This window comes from Paenibacillus sp. FSL K6-3182 (genome assembly GCF_037976325.1).
Taxonomy (GTDB): domain Bacteria; phylum Bacillota; class Bacilli; order Paenibacillales; family Paenibacillaceae; genus Pristimantibacillus.
In genome coordinates this window covers 1,330,586-1,348,063 of the sequence record NZ_CP150265.1, presented here as the reverse complement: position 1 = coordinate 1,348,063, position 17,478 = coordinate 1,330,586, and the positions used below count along the sequence as shown (strand labels likewise).

At 46.6% G+C, this 17,478-nt stretch carries 17 protein-coding genes; 1 reads left to right on the top strand and 16 read right to left on the bottom strand.

The genetic code is table 11. From position 1 onward, the window contains the following. Nucleotides 1–906: 906 nt before the first annotated feature. The 12 genes from tsaD to yyaC form a co-directional block, all read right to left on the bottom strand. Entirely contained in the window at nucleotides 907–1,992 is a 1,086-nt protein-coding gene (tsaD, locus tag MHH56_RS05850; protein WP_339207223.1) for a tRNA (adenosine(37)-N6)-threonylcarbamoyltransferase complex transferase subunit TsaD, read from the bottom strand. Next, complete coding sequence (gene rimI / locus MHH56_RS05845) at nucleotides 1,989–2,477, bottom strand: ribosomal protein S18-alanine N-acetyltransferase (RefSeq protein ID WP_339207222.1); 489 nt, start codon at nucleotides 2,475–2,477, stop codon at nucleotides 1,989–1,991. Before rimI ends, tsaD begins: the two co-directional genes overlap by 4 nt. Continuing rightward, a complete protein-coding gene (gene tsaB, locus MHH56_RS05840) occupies nucleotides 2,474–3,292 on the bottom strand; it encodes a tRNA (adenosine(37)-N6)-threonylcarbamoyltransferase complex dimerization subunit type 1 TsaB (RefSeq protein ID WP_339207221.1) in 819 nt (272 codons plus the stop codon). The genes rimI and tsaB overlap by 4 nt, the downstream gene beginning before the upstream one ends. Further along, nucleotides 3,289–3,777: a tRNA (adenosine(37)-N6)-threonylcarbamoyltransferase complex ATPase subunit type 1 TsaE gene (gene tsaE / locus MHH56_RS05835; RefSeq protein ID WP_339207219.1), complete on the bottom strand. Its 489-nt coding sequence runs from the start codon at nucleotides 3,775–3,777 to the stop codon at nucleotides 3,289–3,291. The genes tsaB and tsaE overlap by 4 nt, the downstream gene beginning before the upstream one ends. 13 nt (nucleotides 3,778–3,790) lie before the next feature. Then, a complete protein-coding gene (gene thiL, locus MHH56_RS05830; RefSeq protein ID WP_339207217.1) occupies nucleotides 3,791–4,876 on the bottom strand; it encodes a thiamine-phosphate kinase in 1,086 nt (361 codons plus the stop codon). Between the two features lie 92 nt (nucleotides 4,877–4,968). Further along, complete coding sequence (locus tag MHH56_RS05825; protein ID WP_076269656.1) at nucleotides 4,969–5,838, bottom strand: YitT family protein; 870 nt, start codon at nucleotides 5,836–5,838, stop codon at nucleotides 4,969–4,971. A gap of 201 nt (nucleotides 5,839–6,039) precedes the next feature. Then, nucleotides 6,040–7,122, bottom strand: coding sequence for an HD-GYP domain-containing protein (locus tag MHH56_RS05820; RefSeq protein WP_339207215.1), 1,083 nt, complete (start codon nucleotides 7,120–7,122; stop codon nucleotides 6,040–6,042). A 121-nt stretch (nucleotides 7,123–7,243) separates the two neighbouring features. Next, nucleotides 7,244–8,920 (bottom strand): diguanylate cyclase, encoded by a 1,677-nt coding sequence (locus MHH56_RS05815; RefSeq protein WP_339209513.1) that lies wholly within the window; start codon nucleotides 8,918–8,920, stop codon nucleotides 7,244–7,246. Nucleotides 8,921–9,044: 124 nt separating this feature from the next. Further along, nucleotides 9,045–10,232 carry an SAM-dependent methyltransferase gene (locus MHH56_RS05810; protein WP_339207213.1) on the bottom strand — a complete coding sequence of 396 codons (1,188 nt, stop codon included), beginning with the start codon at nucleotides 10,230–10,232 and terminating at the stop codon, nucleotides 9,045–9,047. Between the two features lie 53 nt (nucleotides 10,233–10,285). Next, nucleotides 10,286–10,948: a DUF6483 family protein gene (locus MHH56_RS05805; RefSeq protein WP_339207212.1), complete on the bottom strand. Its 663-nt coding sequence runs from the start codon at nucleotides 10,946–10,948 to the stop codon at nucleotides 10,286–10,288. A gap of 21 nt (nucleotides 10,949–10,969) precedes the next feature. Then, entirely contained in the window at nucleotides 10,970–11,833 is an 864-nt protein-coding gene (locus tag MHH56_RS05800; protein ID WP_339207211.1) for an alpha/beta hydrolase, read from the bottom strand. Nucleotides 11,834–11,847: 14 nt separating this feature from the next. Then, nucleotides 11,848–12,450, bottom strand: a complete 603-nt coding sequence (gene yyaC / locus MHH56_RS05795) for a spore protease YyaC (RefSeq protein WP_339207209.1) — start codon at nucleotides 12,448–12,450, stop codon at nucleotides 11,848–11,850. Between the two features lie 128 nt (nucleotides 12,451–12,578). Between yyaC and MHH56_RS05790 the strand changes: the two genes are divergently transcribed. Beyond that, nucleotides 12,579–12,806, top strand: coding sequence for a DUF1128 domain-containing protein (locus MHH56_RS05790; protein ID WP_076269651.1), 228 nt, complete (start codon nucleotides 12,579–12,581; stop codon nucleotides 12,804–12,806). 115 nt (nucleotides 12,807–12,921) lie between these two features. On the opposite strand, the gene MHH56_RS05785 is transcribed toward MHH56_RS05790, so the two are convergent. The 4 genes from MHH56_RS05785 to MHH56_RS05770 all read right to left on the bottom strand — a co-directional run bounded on the left by MHH56_RS05785 (nucleotide 12,922) and on the right by MHH56_RS05770 (nucleotide 17,421). After that, nucleotides 12,922–13,374 (bottom strand): hypothetical protein, encoded by a 453-nt coding sequence (locus tag MHH56_RS05785; RefSeq protein ID WP_076269650.1) that lies wholly within the window; start codon nucleotides 13,372–13,374, stop codon nucleotides 12,922–12,924. Nucleotides 13,375–13,595: 221 nt separating this feature from the next. Beyond that, on the bottom strand, nucleotides 13,596–15,191 hold the full coding sequence (locus tag MHH56_RS05780; RefSeq protein WP_339209511.1) for a UDP-glucose--hexose-1-phosphate uridylyltransferase: 1,596 nt from the start codon (nucleotides 15,189–15,191) through the stop codon (nucleotides 13,596–13,598). A gap of 27 nt (nucleotides 15,192–15,218) precedes the next feature. After that, nucleotides 15,219–16,205: a UDP-glucose 4-epimerase GalE gene (gene galE / locus MHH56_RS05775; protein ID WP_339207206.1), complete on the bottom strand. Its 987-nt coding sequence runs from the start codon at nucleotides 16,203–16,205 to the stop codon at nucleotides 15,219–15,221. A gap of 43 nt (nucleotides 16,206–16,248) precedes the next feature. Next, nucleotides 16,249–17,421: a galactokinase gene (locus MHH56_RS05770; protein ID WP_339207204.1), complete on the bottom strand. Its 1,173-nt coding sequence runs from the start codon at nucleotides 17,419–17,421 to the stop codon at nucleotides 16,249–16,251. Nucleotides 17,422–17,478: the final 57 nt, after the last annotated feature.

The following is a 17,478-nucleotide window of genomic DNA, read 5'->3' as shown; positions in this document are numbered from 1 at the left end:
AAAGCGCGACGTCTCCTTGTAAGAGACGACGCGCTTACGCTGCCGTGGTACCACTCTAATTGACCGATTCTTACTGCAGAAGCTTAAAACAATGCTGCCTTGCAAAAAAGGCAATATTGAATAGCTTGCTGCGGGAACCGAGCCCGCTTAAATGCCCGATGACGGCGGCTAACCGTAACGTTGTAGACAAAAACTGTCTTTTATGACAGCTTGCTTCCCACGTTCCGCTCCCAGGCGAGATTCAAACCTCAGCTTCGACTGCGTCACACCACCCCGCAGCTCTCTGTACGATTTCAATTCGTTCATCCGCTTTTGATGAACATATCTTGAAATTCGTTTTGCCAGCCTACTGTTCTACTGCTCCTGTTCATTGCGTTTTTACTCTATATGGATTGATGCTGCTCATTAAATCGTTAAATCCTTCACTTCAAGACAACAAGAAAAACCTGTCATCTCTTGAATCAAGAGACGACAGGTTATTATGACCCGCGCGGTACCACCCTTGTTGACACCCATACGTTCGCAAACGAGCAGGGACGCCCAACTTAAGCATATGGCCAACTCCGGATGTTGACTCACATGCACCCGATTACGGTGGTTAACCGTAACAATGTACCTGCATGGCTATCAGCATGAACTCATGCTGCCATCGTTTCCACTGTTCCGCTCCCAGGCGAGTTTCAAGCATCCTTCGACTGCGTTGCACCATCCCGCAGCTCTCTTGTGTCATAACGACGTATGAATGATGCACATTCATAGTGACGTTTCAGACATTCCCGGACAAGCTTTACTATTCCTGTTCTTTGCGTTTGTAACGTATGAAGTTGAAGTTTGAAGTATTGTCGCTTATTATAAGCTCTAATAAATTGTCTGTCAATTCCAATTGAAAATATTTTTTATTAGCCCCTATTCAGCCAACGAATGTGGCATATTGCTCACTGACCAGCTCTCAAGCGATAAACCAGGGTCAGCTTTCATGTCAAGATCTGTGAATTGCGACCGTTTTAGCTTCAAATAAGCCGCTGCTCCAATCATTGCAGCATTATCTGTACACAGCGAATTCGGCGGTATGAGCAGAGGCACACGTTCTGACGTGCACTTTGCACTTAAAGCTGCCCTCAAGCCCTTATTCGCTGCCACGCCGCCACAAAGCAGCAGCTGCTTTGCGCCATATTGTTTGACTGCGCGCAGAGCTTTTGTGACGAGCACCTCAGTGACTGACTCTTGGAATCCGCGAGCAAGTGCCGCCTCATTCAGGACTAAACCTTTCATTCTCGTCTGATTAATAACCGCTAGTACTGCTGATTTCAAGCCGCTAAAGCTAAAATCATAGCTATCCGGTTCCAGCCATGCACGAGGCAAAGTAATCGATTCGTCTGCTTCGACTGCAAGCTTGTCGATATGCGGCCCGCCTGGGTAAGGCAAATGTAGCGCACGCGCTACCTTGTCATATGCTTCACCGACTGCGTCATCCCTAGTACGGCCAACAACTTGGAAATCACCTTCGCTTTTTAACAGAACTAACTCTGTATGGCCCCCCGAAACAACTAGCGCCATACATGGATATATAATGTCATGAACGAGCTCATTTGCATAAATATGACCTGCAATATGATGCGTACCGATCAATGGAATATCTAATGCCATAGACAGGCTTTTGGCGGCTACAATACCTACGAGCAAAGCCCCTACAAGACCGGGACCTTGTGTAACAGCGATAGCGGACATATCCTTTAACGTTAGCCCTGATTCCTTGACAGCCTGTTCTATTATCAATGTAATCGACTCTACATGTTTACGCGATGCAATCTCGGGAACTACACCGCCGTATCGTTCATGTATTTCAATTTGGCTGGACACGACATTCGATAAAATATGTTTTCCACCGCGAATAACCGCCGCTGACGTTTCGTCGCAGCTCGTTTCAATCGCCAAAACAAGATCATTCATTGGCTGTTCATTCACTGTCTGTTTCGATTGATTCACATTCATTGCTCCCTTACCTTCAACCGCTCTTTGTCTAGCTCAGCCCACATTATAAGCGCGTCTTCATTGTTGTCCGAGTAGTACCGCGGGCGTATGCCGGCAGGCTCAAAACCGTATTTCCGATAAAGGTTTTGCGCAATTTCATTGGAGGGACGAACCTCTAGCGTCATCTTTACCGCGCCAAAGAAAACTGCCGTCCGCTGCAGCTCATTAAGCAAGCAGTTTCCTAAACCTTGCCCGCGATAATCTGAGCGTACCGCAATATTCGTTACATGTGCTTCGTCCATAATAACCCACATGCCGCCGTAGCCTATTATTTGTTCCTCATATTCCATAATCATATAGCGAGCAAATAAGTTGTTCATGAGCTCATTCGTGAATGCTTCCACAGTCCATGGACTCGTAAAGGCTTCCTGTTCAATCGCAACGATAGCGGGTATGTCTGCCATAGTCATCGCTCGAAAAATGAGTTTGTTCACTTCTAATTTCATGCCTTAGCTTCACCTGCCTGCTTTGCCTTCCATACGACCTCAGCCTCAGTTAGCTGAGTGTAGTTAGGAATAAGAGTATGCGGATCTTCTAATAGACCTGACTGTAGTCTTTTGAGGCCAAGCTCTGCTATCCATTTGCCCTCTTGGATAAAGGTTTGAAGCTGAACGATAACGCCTGCTGCCTCGCCAATCTGCTTCAAGCGCATCGCGCTTTCTTCATGAAGCGACAGGTCGCCGACGAGTGAGATGCTCCTTATGCTTCCAGCCGGCAAATTCGCTAATCGCTGCTCAAGCTGATCTACAAAATCTTTCATAATACGAACGCCATCATCCAGCCAGCGAGTCCATTCAGATGCATCCGTCATCGAGAAAGCCGATGTATACACCTGACCGCGCCTTGCATCCATAATCGGAAATACCCAATGCTCGCCATTACGCGCTTTATCCAGCTCCGCAATTCCGCTCACCTGCTGATGCCAAGCACCATATGCTATGGCCTCCAAGCTGGACACGCTCACCAGCGGCTTGTTCCATACCCATGCCAACGTTTTTGCTACAGAGATCGCAATACGCATTCCTGTATATGATCCTGGTCCATTCCCAACCGCAATCGCCTCAATGTCCGTATTAGCAAGGCCGCTTTTTCGCAGCATTTCTTGAATATGCGTCACAACGTGTACAGAATGGTTTCTTTCCGCTAACGTTTGAATATCCGCAAGCACCTCATAACCGCTAACGATAGCAGCTGCCATCGACGCCGTGGACGTATCTAAAGCGAGTATCGGTCCCGTTTGATTTCTCTGCTCATTACTCATCTGTCTGCTCCTAACTTGCTTAAAGCTTCACACCAGCCTGCGTAAATTTCACCGTAGCCGGTCAATTGTATGCGCCGTGCTTCATCGCCAAGATGCTCAATATACAGCTCCAACCGCTCAGCTGGCAGCAGCTCCTTGATCAAGCTAGCCCATTCCACAATCGTTATGCCATCGCCATAAAAATAATCATCCAAACCAAGCTCATCCGCTTCCTCCAGCGACAGCCTGTAAACATCCATATGATAAAAGGGAAGCTGATTCCCTTCGTATTCTTTTATAATTGTAAATGTCGGACTATTCACAATGCCTTTCACACCGATTGCACCTGCAAAAGCTTGTGAAAATCTAGTTTTTCCCGCGCCCAGATCACCATCCAATGCAAGCAATGTACCTGGTTTTACCCAAGCTGCAAGCTGTTCGGCTAGCGTTACAGTGTCTTGTTCCGATTGTGCCAGCCAAGTGGCATGGCTTATCTGTTGTTGCATGCTATTCACCCGTTCATGTCGAAAAATGATTATATCCGCGTTTCTTAAGCAAAACTCTCTTCTCCAAATGAGGCAGCGACTCTTTTTCCATATAAGCTTGATCATGTCGAATGAGTTCAACAGCGGGCTCTCCCATCACGGTTTCCCCAATAATAAAAAAAGGAATACCTTCTTGATGAAAAGCTACTCGCATCGCTTCCGCATGCTCTGGTGCTATCGTGCCAAGCAAGACGTAATCTTCTCCGCCATACAGCATCCATTCCAGCGGATCTATTCCTACTCTTGAAGCGTAAGCAGCCAAGCTGCCGCTCTTTGGCAGAAGCTTCTCATACAGCACGAGGCGAAGCCCCGACGCTTCAGCAATTTCCCATGCTTCGCTCGCGAGGCCGTCGCTTACATCATTAAGTGAACGACAGCTCCCATGCTCAAGCAGCAGCCTTCCCGCACGCACTGAAGGATTTGGCCGCTGATGCGCCTGCACAAGCAAACCTTCCCTACCCGCGCTGAAATCCGCGGGCTGCAGCACCACGCGCTCCTCCTCTGCAAGGAGCGCATGCAATCCCGCCGCCGACATGCCTACGGCGCCGGTCACAAACACTGCATCGCCCGGCTTTGCGCCCGAGCGACACAGCTCACGCCCTGCTTCCACGGTGCCAACCACCGTTACAGCGACAACCAAATGCTCCGGCGCCGACGTCGTATCGCCGCCTACAATGGCAACACCGTAGCGCTCGGCGCACTCGTACAGCCCATCATACAACCTCCGCATCCGCTCCGGCGTATACGATGGCGGCACGCTGACTGAGACTAGCACATGCAAAGGCACGCCTCCCATCGCGGCAATATCGCTAATGTTGGCGGCAAGCGCCTTATAGCCGACATCCTCGTCCCGCATCGTCGACGGCTTGAAGTGTACCGTCTCCACCATCGTGTCGACGGCCAGCAGCATCCGCTTTGGTGCAGCAATGCCATCCGCAGCAGAAGCGGGATCAACTACGGCGGTATCATCGCCTATCCCTATAACCACGCCGCGCTCGCGCTGCCAAGCACTTCCTTGCCTGCCTGCCGTCCAATGATGAATACTCGCAAACTCATCCAAATTGCTGGTCTCCTTCATCTCAAAGCAAAAGTGGGCCGATCTGTGCAAGCCAAATCGGCCTCGCATTTCTTAGAAACTGACTACTACCATCATTAGTGAATATCCCGTTTCTTAAACCGTCCGCCCTTCACATCGTGAATATTGCCGACGGCAAGAAACGCCACAGGGTCAAGCTCATGAACAATCGACTTCATCTTCGCTTCTTCAAGCCGCGTAATGACACAAAAAATAACGCGTTTGCTGCCGCCAGTAAAGCCGCCTTCGCCATGCAGGTAAGTAACTCCGCGTCCTAAACGGCTCATAATCGCTGCGCCGATTTCCTTCGCTTCATCGCTAATGATCCACACCGCTTTGGATTCATCGAAGCCCTCGATCGTAATATCAATCAATTTATAAGCAATATAATACGCGATAAGCGAATACATCGCCCGATCCCAGCCAAACACGAAGCCTGCACTGCCGAGAATGAATAAGTTGAAAAACATAACGGTCTCGCCAACCGAAAGAGGAATACGCTTATTAAACACGATCGCAACAATTTCGGTACCATCGAGCGATCCGCCAAAACGAATAACCATGCCAACGCCAATGCCCAAAATGACACCGCCGAATATAGCAGCTAGAAAAGGCTCTACCGTAAGAGGCGGTACGGGATGAAGCAAAAACGTTCCAAGCGACATGACCGAAACGCCGTACAGCGTCGATATTGCAAAGGTTTTGCCGATTTGCTTGTAACCAAGGAACAAAAATGGAAGATTAAGAAGAAAGAGAAAAAGACCAAGCGGCACTTTCGTTAAATAGGAGGCCATGATCGATATGCCGACAATACCACCATCAATAATATGATTTGGTACTAGAAAGATTTCCAGCCCAACTGAGACGAGCGCAGCGCCTAGTGTAATAAACAGCACTCTTCGCAACACTTCGAGCTTGGACAGTTTGTGGTGCTGTAATGATCCCATAAATGTACGCACATCCCCCTATTAGCTCTATTTCTCATTATTTTACCTTAAAAAGTACCAGATATAAAGCAACTCTGTCATTATTGCAAAAAAAGAAACCTTCCACTTTAGCAGCAATTTGCCTCTAAGAGAAGGTTTCTATCCATGTTTAATATTCAAGTAAGCGCGAAAGAGATAGCGCCTATTTCCTACAAAAAATAATTACAACTCCTTTACGATTGTAATATGTAGCTCGTTCTTGAGCTCAATCTCATAAGGCGATGCCGGCATTGTGCCGTCTGGCTCCATAATAATTCGTACACGGGGACGATGGAGAGCGAGCTCCGTATTTTCTGAAACGACACCAACTTGACCAGTGCTAAGCAAAAGTGAAGTCGAAACTGGATATATTGATATATGACGACAGAACAGCTTAATCAAGTCCAGATCAAAAAAAGTGCCGCCGGCAGCAAATAAAAACTCAATCGCTTCGCTTGCCGTGTACCGTTTGCGATAAGGCCTTGGTGAAGTTAATGCATCAAAAGTGTCCGCTAATCCTACGATTTGAGCGTACATATGGATCTCACTTTCCTTGAGCCCGCGCGGGTAACCTGATCCGTTAAATCGTTCATGATGCTGAAGCGCGCAGTGTGCAGAAACGATAGATATATCGTGATACTTGCGCAATATATCGAACCCGTCCTTCGCATGGCTTTTGATGACTTCACGTTCCGCCAGCGATAAACCGCCAGTATGAGCCAGCAGCTTTGGCGGCACCTTTGTCATACCAATATCGAAGAGCAGCGCGCCAATGCCAAGCTCTTCAAGCTGATTGCGATTAAAGCCCTTTGCCATGCCCATAATGCCTGAAAGCACAGCCACGTTAAAGGAATGCTGAAATAAATAACCTTCCATGGCATGAATGCTCGTTAAATTAACCAGCATGTTTGGTCTTGAGGATAAATCCTGCATAATTTGGCCGAATACCGCCCGAAAATTGCGGCCCATATCCGGTGCGATCGTTCGCCCTTTTGTTACGGTCTGGTCTTTGAAGGAGTTCATCGTTTTGTAAATAGTATCGACCGCTTGCTTACGCGTTTCATCACGGATCGTATCTTCAGGAATCAGATCCTCCGTCAACCCATCCTCTATGAATAGAAAATCGATGCCTAAGTTCCGCAATCGATCGATGTAACGATCATTCAATTCAACCCCTTCTCCTAGAAGCACGTTGCCGTTTTCTTGAAAAATGGGTTTAGCCACCTTGTCTCCCGGCTTGACCATTCCAATCTGCGTTTTTCTCATTAGATTAGTTCCCGCCTTTGATAGTTTAGCGATTGTAACCGGATCAAATCCATTTTATCAGAACTATGTCCAACTGACTATGCAGCAAACACGAAAAAGCCTAAACATACTGTTCAGGCTGCTAGGCTAATTTTCGTTTAACAATCCGATTACGTCCATTATACTTGGCTTCATATAATGCGGCATCTGCCTGTGCAAGCAACTCTCTTAAAAAAGCTTTTGGATCTACTAAATCGGTTGGGTCAACATGTTCAATAGAGATTACCCCCATGCTTATCGTTACCGATACCGGCTCCTCCGAGGTTCCTGTGTTTATTTTATTTTGCTCAACCGATTCCATAAGAATCTCCGCTATCTGATCAGCTTGGTCTCGGTTGGTATGCGGCAAATACACCGTAAATTCTTCTCCGCCATAACGAGCTAATATATCCGTAAATCGCAGAACTCCTCTAACGGCATCAACCGTACCGCAAAGCACCTCATCACCAATTAAGTGGCCATATTTATCATTAATCAATTTAAAATGATCGAGGTCAAATAAAAATATAGAGAAGGGTATGCCATAACGAATATTAGCAATCACTTCTTGCTCCAATTGATGAAGCAAGTAACGCCGATTATAGCAGCCGGTCAAACCGTCAGTAATCGCCATATGCTCCAGCTTCTTATTCGCTTGAAACAGCTCGTCCTGCATAATAAGCAGATCGCGATTCCGATCCTGGAGCAGCTCGTTCTGAACATTCGTTTCTTCGACTAGCAGGCGAAGCTCCGTCACATCTTGGAAGGTTAGTACTCTGCCTACCAATGTCTTCTTATTGTTCAATATAGGCGCAGACTGTACGATAATATGCCTATGCTTGTCATGCTGAATTGCAATTTCCATCTCAAGCCGGTCCATCGGACGCTTATTCTGCTCTTCAAAAAAAGCAGCAATATCTCTAGTAACCTCGCCTTTAAATTGCGGTCCTAGATGAGCGGAATTAAACTTGTCGCCGATGCGCAGCCTCAGAATCGGCTTTATTACTTTATTTACATCAATGATGATATCGTTCTCATCAAGCACGATAATACCCATCGACATCGTATTCATTACATCTCTTTGTACGGTTTGAATAATATCGAGTACTTTGTTCCGTCTAATGGCATGTACCAAATAAACAGCGGCAACAGCCATTCCTACTGAAATAAGCGGAATATATTGATTCATTTTTTCAATTAATAGAACATTGATGAATAAATCTGTAATAGCAAACGAAACGAGTACAAACATACCGTTTATTGCGGTTTTGATTAATGTGCGCTGCCGTACCGAATTTTCGCCGCGCAGCTTGTAGAACATAATAACAAAAGAAACGGTTACATAAACAATTAATTGCGTAATCATAATCCAGTACAACGGCCCTTGCTGTAGCTGCTTGAGCGGACTTAGCTGATCGTTAATTCGTAGAAACATGCCATTTGGGTTAATGATAACCACAGCTACAGAAATAAGCGCGGGCATCGCTAAAATGAACAACCGGCTCTTTCGTATAACATACGACTGGCCGGTGAGATATACGATGAATACGAACCATCCAATTCCAAGCAGAGAAAGCCCTACATACGATATGGAAACGTAAAATAGTCTAAAGAGCGCAGAAGTTGTCGTCTGAGACGCAAATTGAAAAAGCGTCCAACACATAAAAACGACATGCAAAGTCAAATACATACGATGCAAAATCGTAACGTTGCTGGAGGCAAACACGTAGAAAAACAAGCCGAGCAGCACTAGAAACATACTAAAGTCTAGCCAGATCATCCATTCCAATACGGTTCACCCATTCATTTGATAGCCATCTTCTTCCATTGTAGCAAATGTTAATACTATCGACAATTGCTTACCCTCAAAAAATTCAAAGTGTAACATTCGCCAATAAGCAATATTATTTGGAGATGTGATTAGGCCATCGTTCGGAAAGCATATGCTCCAGCGACGGGGAAATGTTCAGAAACTGACGAAATTGCTCATACTCTTCCCATTTTTTCATAGAAAGCCCATGCTGCTCTGAACGGACCGCGCGAATGAGCAGATTTTTTGGCGTATGCTCTGGATCTACAAATTCCAGCATCGAAACCTTATACCCCAAAACCTCCAGCAAAGTTCCTCTTGCGGCATCCGTGGCGAGTGCGGAAAAACGCTCCTTCAGCAGGCCTTGAGAAAGTAACGGAGATAGAACATCACTCTTTACCTGCTTGAACAGCTCATGCTGGCAGCAAGGTACCGACATAATAACGGAGGCTCCCCAATTAACAGCTTTGGCAAGCGCAGCATCCGTAGCCGTGTCGCATGCATGCAGAGTGACAACCATATCAGCAGCTTGCAGCTCTTCATATTCAGCAATGTCTCCTACGAGAAACTTAAGCTTGTCATAACCCAGCTTCTCCGCAAGCTCCGAACAGAAAGCAATGACGTCGGCTTTCAAGTCAAGTCCAATAATGTTAATATTCCGCTTTTGCTCCACTGCAAGCAAATGGTAAAGCGCAAACGTCAAATAAGATTTGCCGCAGCCAAAATCAACAATCGTAATTTCCCTGTCCGTTGGCAAATACGCAAGCACATCTGTTACCATCTCTAGAAACCGATTGATTTGTCTGTATTTATCCTGTTTTTTGGCGTGGACAAGCCCTTCCTGCGTCATAATACCAAGCTCAACAAGAAAAGGGGCTGCTTGACTCTCGGACAAAATACGCTGTTTCTGCCGATTATGCTGCAAATTCGCTTTGCTCGAATCACCAGTTGGCGGTTTCTTTAAAATAGCTGCTTTCCCTTTTTTGCTAAAGAGCAATTGAACGTCAGCCTCGTTCGTTTTTACAAGCGCCTGACGGTAGTTCTCCTGCAGCAAATCGATGACTCGCTCAGCCGCTTGCGGCTCAGCAACATTGTCATGCGTAACCTTGTTTGCAAAATGATATTCAAATTGATAAAACAAGCCGCTCTTCATCTCAATGGGACGAATAATTGTTTTAGGCGCTGCGGTTCCGTCCTTCCGCTTCGGCTGGCTAAGCGTAGCCTGCAGCAGCTCTTTGCCAGTGATCCATTTCGTAATTTCTTGCTGCCATTGTTCCATCATGCTGTCCAATCACTCCTAAATCAGTTTTGAAGCTAAGCTCACTATACGTACGCTTATGCTATATCGTCTGTTTGCTGCTTGGCAAGGTCTTCAATTCCCTGCTCTATCTCCTCGCGCGGCAGCCCTCCCGCTTCAAGCCGCTCGTCTGGTTGCAGCAACATTCGTCTATAGGCTGCTTCTGCTTCCTCGTTCGTCAGCGCGTTATCCTCAAGCAGCTCATGCATCATATTTTCAACAGTGTCATAACGCCCTTCTGCTTCAAGCCATTCCATTAACAAACGTTTCGTAGCCAGGGGCAATTCATATGGCTTCAGCCGCTCAAGCAGCTCCTTTATTTGTTCGCGGGGCTCGGTAATCGTTGGCGCCGCATCTACTAGCGATAATCTTAGAAACAAATGCAGCGACTTCACATACGCGATGAAGCTCTCATCCTCGCGTCCCAAGTCGGCAGTCAATTCAGCTTCCTGCTTCATCAGAAGAGCGATGGCTTGCAAATGATCCGTTTCCAAGATCCCGTTCGTCGTCATCATTTTCAGTAAGTCTTCATCCGAAAGGGAACGAATAAGCTTGCTGCTTAGCCTAAACTTTGTATCAAGAAGCTCATCGATATAGAGCAAGGCTTCCTCGTGCTTGCGCTCTCGCCTCAAATTCATAATTTGACCGACTGCTTCTGTCATTTGCTCAATCATTCGCATGAAATAATCGCGCTGAAACATCTGGTTCCCCCTCTCGCCAATCTACTGCTGCTTATTCTTTACAAAACTAAGAATAGCATTGATCAATTGCTTCGGCTCTTCGATCATTCCCATATGACCTGCGCTGCCAAGCTCCACTTTCACGGTCCAGCCGTTTGATGCTGCAAAAACACTTTCCACTGGAATAACCTTATCTGACACCCCTGCAACAAGAAGTACAGGCAGCTCAGATTGCTCGATTACCTGCGTCCGGTTAGGACGTGCCTTCATTCCTTTTGCTGTGCCGATTGCGCCTTGCAGGGATGTGCCGTAGCCTATTTTCTTTCCTTGCTCAACCTCAGCGGACAAAACCTCCACATTACCCGGAGCAAACAGCTTAGGAATAAGACCATCAACGAATGTCTTCACGCCATCTTGCTCGAGAGCCGCTGCTGCTTTATCACGGTTTTCTTTGGCAGCGTCACTATCTGCTAGCGCTGTTGAATGGATCAGGCCAAAGCCAGAAAGCTTCTTGGCATATTTTTCAGCGAATGCAAGAGTAATATAGCCCCCTAAGGAATGCCCAAGCAATACTGCATTATGAATTTGCAGCTTGATAAGCAGCTCAGCAATATCCTCCGCATACAATTCCATCGTATAAACCTCATCACTTGGCGCAGAGCTTCTTCCATGTCCGCGTGCGTCTGGCGCAATGATACGTACAGATTGCTCTAGCCCATCCAAGATATGCTCCCAATAGGAAGAGCTTCCGCAGTAGCCATGCAGCAAAACGACAACCTCGCTAATGCCATCCGCCGCGCCTCCGTCATCCGGATGGGAATCATAATATGCAAGCTCCAATCCGTTATTCAAAAAAAGCTTACGCTGTGCGATTGAGTATACTTCTTTGCTATTTTCATTTGTCATTTGTTCATGCTCCTCTACACGGATGGAATTTGTAATACTTGATTAACATATGACAAGCTATCCGAATGCTGGCCCCAAGCTGAATCTACCGCGCACGCGATCTCGCTTGCCATACGCATCACTTGGTAAAGTGAAGTCGTTTGCAGCATCCAGTAAGCCTTGGGTCCGTTAGCATTTACTACGCCTGCAATACTATAATGCCCGATTGCTGGAAGTCTGCGGCCGATTGCCTTTCCTGGCTCGATCGGTCCTTCGTGCAAAATAAAACGGCCGATGGAAGTTGGTTTGCCAAGGCATGCATCAATGGCAATGACAACGTCATCTTTATGCAGCGACTGAGCGGCTTGCTGAACCGCATGCGCATCACATGGCTTGTCCAATGTTCCAATGACATTCGGCCAACCTCTCTCCTTAAGCATCGTTCCCACTAATGGACCAAGAGAGTCCCCTGTGGAACGATCACTTCCTATACATACAAATACAATGCCGCTGCGATTCATATACTTATTTGCAATGGCACAAAAAAAGGACTCCAATTCACTGCTCGTTAGCTGTTCCGTCGTATTGCACCTGCCCTGTCTTCGATTGCCAATCGTATCTTGTTCAATTGTATCCAATTTTAAGATACTGTTCAATTTGTGGTCATTCTCGTTTGAAACATGTTACAATTGCAGCATTGCAAAACGTTCGAACAAGCCCATTTCCGCAGCCGAATTCGGCTCGCAAAAACTTTAGGAGGCACTCCATGACGAATTTAAACTTACAAACGCAAGAAAATGTAGCGTTTATGATTGAAGTTATCAAAACAAAGCTGAAAATGGCTTCCGCTGCAGCTATGCAGGCATCTAACTTTGATCTCAATAAGTATGAGGATATAAAAGATCTGTACGAAGTAGTCGCTTCAAAAGAGAAATTCAGCATCAGCGAGGTAGAAGCGCTCGTTTCCGAGCTTGGAAAGCTGCGTTTGCAATAAACTATTTACAAACATAATATTCCAGTATCAGACATTTATTTTCATTTTTCTACAAAAGAAGAACCGAGCCAGGCAACTTCGCCGAACTCGGTTCTTTTTATTGTTCATTCAGTATTTACTCCAGCTCTTCCACTTCTATTTCCGCAGCTTCTATAGACAGCTTTATTGATACTTCCTTGTGCTCGCCTTTTAGAAAATGTGCGATTCGCTCCAGCTTGTCTGCAAGTGCAGGTCCGCTTAGCGTCGTATTTAAATGGTAATCGAAGCTATCCGACGGAAGCTTGCGCTCCGCGAAAGCAGACTGGCCGGACCAGCCGCGCTCTCCGCCAGCATTCGTTCTCGTTATGAGCTGCTCTTGGACGGGATAAAACTTATCTGATTTATTAACAACTCTTTCGTAAATCCGAAGCTTCTTCAGCAGCATATAATATTGCGCGGAATGCTTGAAGTTCCAAGCTTCCCGAATGTCTTTAAGCGTGTAATCCATCTTCCAACGCTTTAATTTTTCCACTTGCTCATCAGTGCTAAGCTGCAAAAAGTCGTCCAACGGCAGCATTTTTTCGGACATCTTGACCCCTCCGATAAATAGTTTATAGAGAAATAAAAATATAATTCAAAAAGGTTTGTTTATTCTATAAAAAATACCATAAATTTTGTCACTTTACAAATTAATATAATTTCACAATGCATGATTTTAAAACATTATATAAATTGCTTCATTTTTAAGCTTGATAGCAAAAAACCTCCATCCAATCGCTAGAGGCCCGCGAGGATAGAGGTTTTGTTATTTTATGCTCTTTGGAGCCCTATAGATGTTAAGAAACGTTCAAAGGCTGCGGCGCCATCAGCTGTGCGCTTGTATACGCCTGCGTCCTTCAACACCTCTAGAAACTTGCTGCCCGTTTCAGCTTCAACGATTTTTTTCGCTTGTTCAGCAGTATTTGAAGATCCAAAACGATCGATTAGAGCTAGCAGCCACTCCGCATGCTTATGGAGCGGATGAGAGTCCGCATGAAGCTCTTCTGGAACAGCAGCTGATGCCCCTGACAAATAAGCTGCAATTTGCTCCAGTTCATCCTTCAAGCGTCCTGGCAGTACTGCAAGTCCCATGACTTCGATCAAGCCGATATTTTCTTTCTTCACATGATGCAAATGCTGATGCGGATGGAAAATACCGTCCGGATGCTCTTCGCTCGTGCGGTTGTTGCGAAGCACTAGATCAATCTCATACTCGCCATTGTCCCTTAGACGTGCAATAGGCGTAATGGTGTTATGCGGAGTATTTGTGCCATCGGCCTGCTTCGTAAATGCCAGCACATCTACAGCCTCATCGCTATAATTACGCCATTCGTCGAGAATATGGCAAGCTGCACGATGAACATCCGCTTTGGACGTCCCGTTAACCCGAACGACTGACATCGGCCAGTTCACGATGCCAAAGCGCAAGCCTGGCAGCTTAGGATCAGTAAACAGCGTATCTGTTGATGCAGCTTCCATCGGAAACACATGGCGGCCGCCTTGGAAATGATCATGGCTTAGAATCGATCCGCCGACTATCGGCAAATCAGCGTTCGAGCCAATGAAATAATGCGGAAACAATTCCACGAAGTCGAGCAGTCTCGCGAATGAAGAATGCGAAATAACCATCGGCTCATGTGCTCCTTTGAAAATGATGCTGTGCTCATTGTAATAAACATACGGTGAATATTGCAGATACCACTGCTCTTCTTGCAGCGTGAGCGGCAGGACACGCAGGTTTTGACGAGCCGGATGATCAGGACGGCCAGCATAGCCAACGTTTTCTACGCAGAGCAAGCACTTCGGATATTTCGCCTGCGGCATCGTTTTGAGCAGCGCAATCTCCTTCGGATCTTTCTCGGGCTTCGAGAGATTAATCGTAATCTCAAGATTTCCGTATTCTGTCTCGTGCAGCCAATAAAGGTTTTTGCGAATGCGATCCATCCGAATATAGTTCGAATCGATGCTCAGGTTGTAGAAAGCGTCCGTAGCTGCTTTTAGTCCCTGCTCCTTCGCCAAACGCTGAAATGCAGCGCTGGCTTCAGAAGGACGCGGCAGCAAGAAGCCCATAATGCGAGCATCAAGCAAATCGCGATATGTCGTCGTATTATCTGGAATGAGTCCGATTGCGTAACCATAGTCAAGCAGCGGCTCCAGAAGCGGTACTGCGCTTTCGAGTCGCTCCTCTGTCACTTGGCCTTCAAAAGGCTCAGTAAAGTGAAAGAGATCAAGCAGTTCGTTTCTCGCTGCATGCGTATCAAGCTGATCGTTCAGCAGATTGCGCTGCAATCCAAATTGCAGCAAGCGTTCTATAAGAACCAGCGCATCGTTTGCTGATGTTGCTTGTTGTTTGGTTTCCAAGGTGATGCAGCTCCTTTCCTTTAAGCGTCAACCCTAGTCGTTGTATCCATTTGGATTCGCTTCATGCCAGCTCCAAGCGCTTTTGATAATGTCCTCAAGCTTATCCCGCTTCGGATTCCAGCCCAGCTCCTTGCGAGCACGATCAGATGAAGCTACGAGAATAGCAGGGTCGCCCGCACGGCGAGCTTCGAACACAGCAGGGATTTCTTTGCCAGTCACTGTGCGCGCAATATCAATAACTTGTTTGACAGAAAAGCCTGTTCCGTTGCCTAAATTGTATACAGAGCTTTCAGCTCCGCTGCGAAGACGATCCACTGCAAGTACATGGGCATCGGCAAGGTCGCTTACATGAATATAATCACGGACACACGTACCGTCTGGCGTCTCATAGTCTTCTCCAAATACCGAAATATGAGGACGTTGACCAAGCGCTGCTTGGAGCACAATAGGAATCAAATGTGTTTCCGGGCTATGGTCCTCGCCGATTTTTCCGCTCTCATGAGCGCCCGCCGCATTAAAGTAACGAAGCGAAACAAATTTGATGTTATGAGCAACATCGAACCATTTCATCATTTTTTCCATCGCAAGCTTCGTTTCGCCATAAGCATTCGTCGGAAGCGTGCGATCGTACTCGTCGATCGGCACGTTCTCCGGTTCGCCGTAAGTAGCAGCTGTCGAAGAGAATACGATTTTACGAACATTGTATTCATTCATTTTCTCAAGCAGGCAAAGCGTACCAAACACGTTATTGTGATAATATTTGCCTGGGTCCTTCATGCTTTCGCCAACAAGCGAATTCGCTGCAAAGTGGATAACTGCATCAATTTCATTTTCCTTAAATACGGTATCCATGAAAGCTGCATCGCGAAGATCCCCCTCATACAGCTTCCCTCCAAGCAAAGCCTTGCGGTGACCCTGCTGCAAGTTATCGACGATAACGATTTCCTCGCCGCGTTCCTGCAATGCCGCTACTGCATGCGAGCCGATGTAGCCAGCCCCTCCAGTTACTAATACTGCCATGATTCATTTCCCCTCTCCATTTGGTGTCGCATGATCATGCTATTTATACTAGGCGCTCTACGCCATTACCGATTGTGCATACATAAAAGTCAGCAGTTAAGCCTGTTGCTTCATTATATTTGCGACCTACCTCTGCTTGGAACGCTTCAACGCTGTCTTCGTGAACGAGCGAAACCGTACATCCGCCGAAGCCTGCGCCCGTCATACGCGAACCTAGTACGCCTGGTACGAGGCGAGCAGCCGCAACCATGGCATCCAGCTCAGCACCCGTTACTTCGTAAAGATCGCGCAGCGAATCGTGTGAGCCGTTCATTAATTGTCCAAACTGCGCAAGGTCGTTTGCTTTCAATGCTTTGATTGATTGCAGTACACGGTCGATTTCCTCTACCACATGCTGTGCGCGTTTGCGAACTGTTTCATCCTTGATCAGATGTTTTGCAGAGTTAAATTGCTCCAGATTAATCTGTCCAAGAAGCGTAAGCTCAGGGAATGCTGCTTTAAGATCCTGTACCGCCTGCTCGCATTGTGCGCGGCGCTCATTATAAGCGGAGTCAACCAAGCCGCGGCGTTTGTTCGTATTGCCAATAACCAGCTTATAGCTGCCGGAATCAAATGGAATGAGATCATATTCAAGCGTATCGCACATGAGCAGGATCGCATGGTCCTTTTTACCGTTTGCTACCGCGAATTGGTCCATGATGCCGCATTGCACGCCATTAAACTCGTTTTCGGATTTTTGTGACAGCAATGCAATTTTCACTTTATCAGTTGGAAGTCCCTCAAGTGTTTGCAGTGCAAAAGCTGTTACGACCTCAATGGATGCAGAGGAGGAAAGTCCAGCGCCATTTGGAATTTCGCCATGATACAGCAAGTCGTAGCCGCTGGAGAATTTCACGCCTGCTTGCAAAAGCTCATGAACAATTCCTTTAGGATAGTTCATCCAGTCGTCAGCCTCGTCATACACAATCGTGTCGAGCGAGAAGCTTTTTGACGCTGGGAAGTTTGTTGTCGCTAGACCAAGCTGATGATCTAGGCGTTTGCGGATAAGAAGCGTCGTTCCGAAAGTAAGTGCAGCTGGGAATACGTAGCCGCCGTTGTAATCTGTATGCTCACCGATCAAGTTTACGCGGCCTGGAGCATGAAATACAGCGATGTCGCTTGCGTCTCCGCCGTATTGTTGTATGAACTGCTGTGTTAGCGCTTCAATGTTTGCCATTTGCTATCACGTTCCTTTTTATATCGATTTTGTATGTTTGGATAACAACTTTAGTAT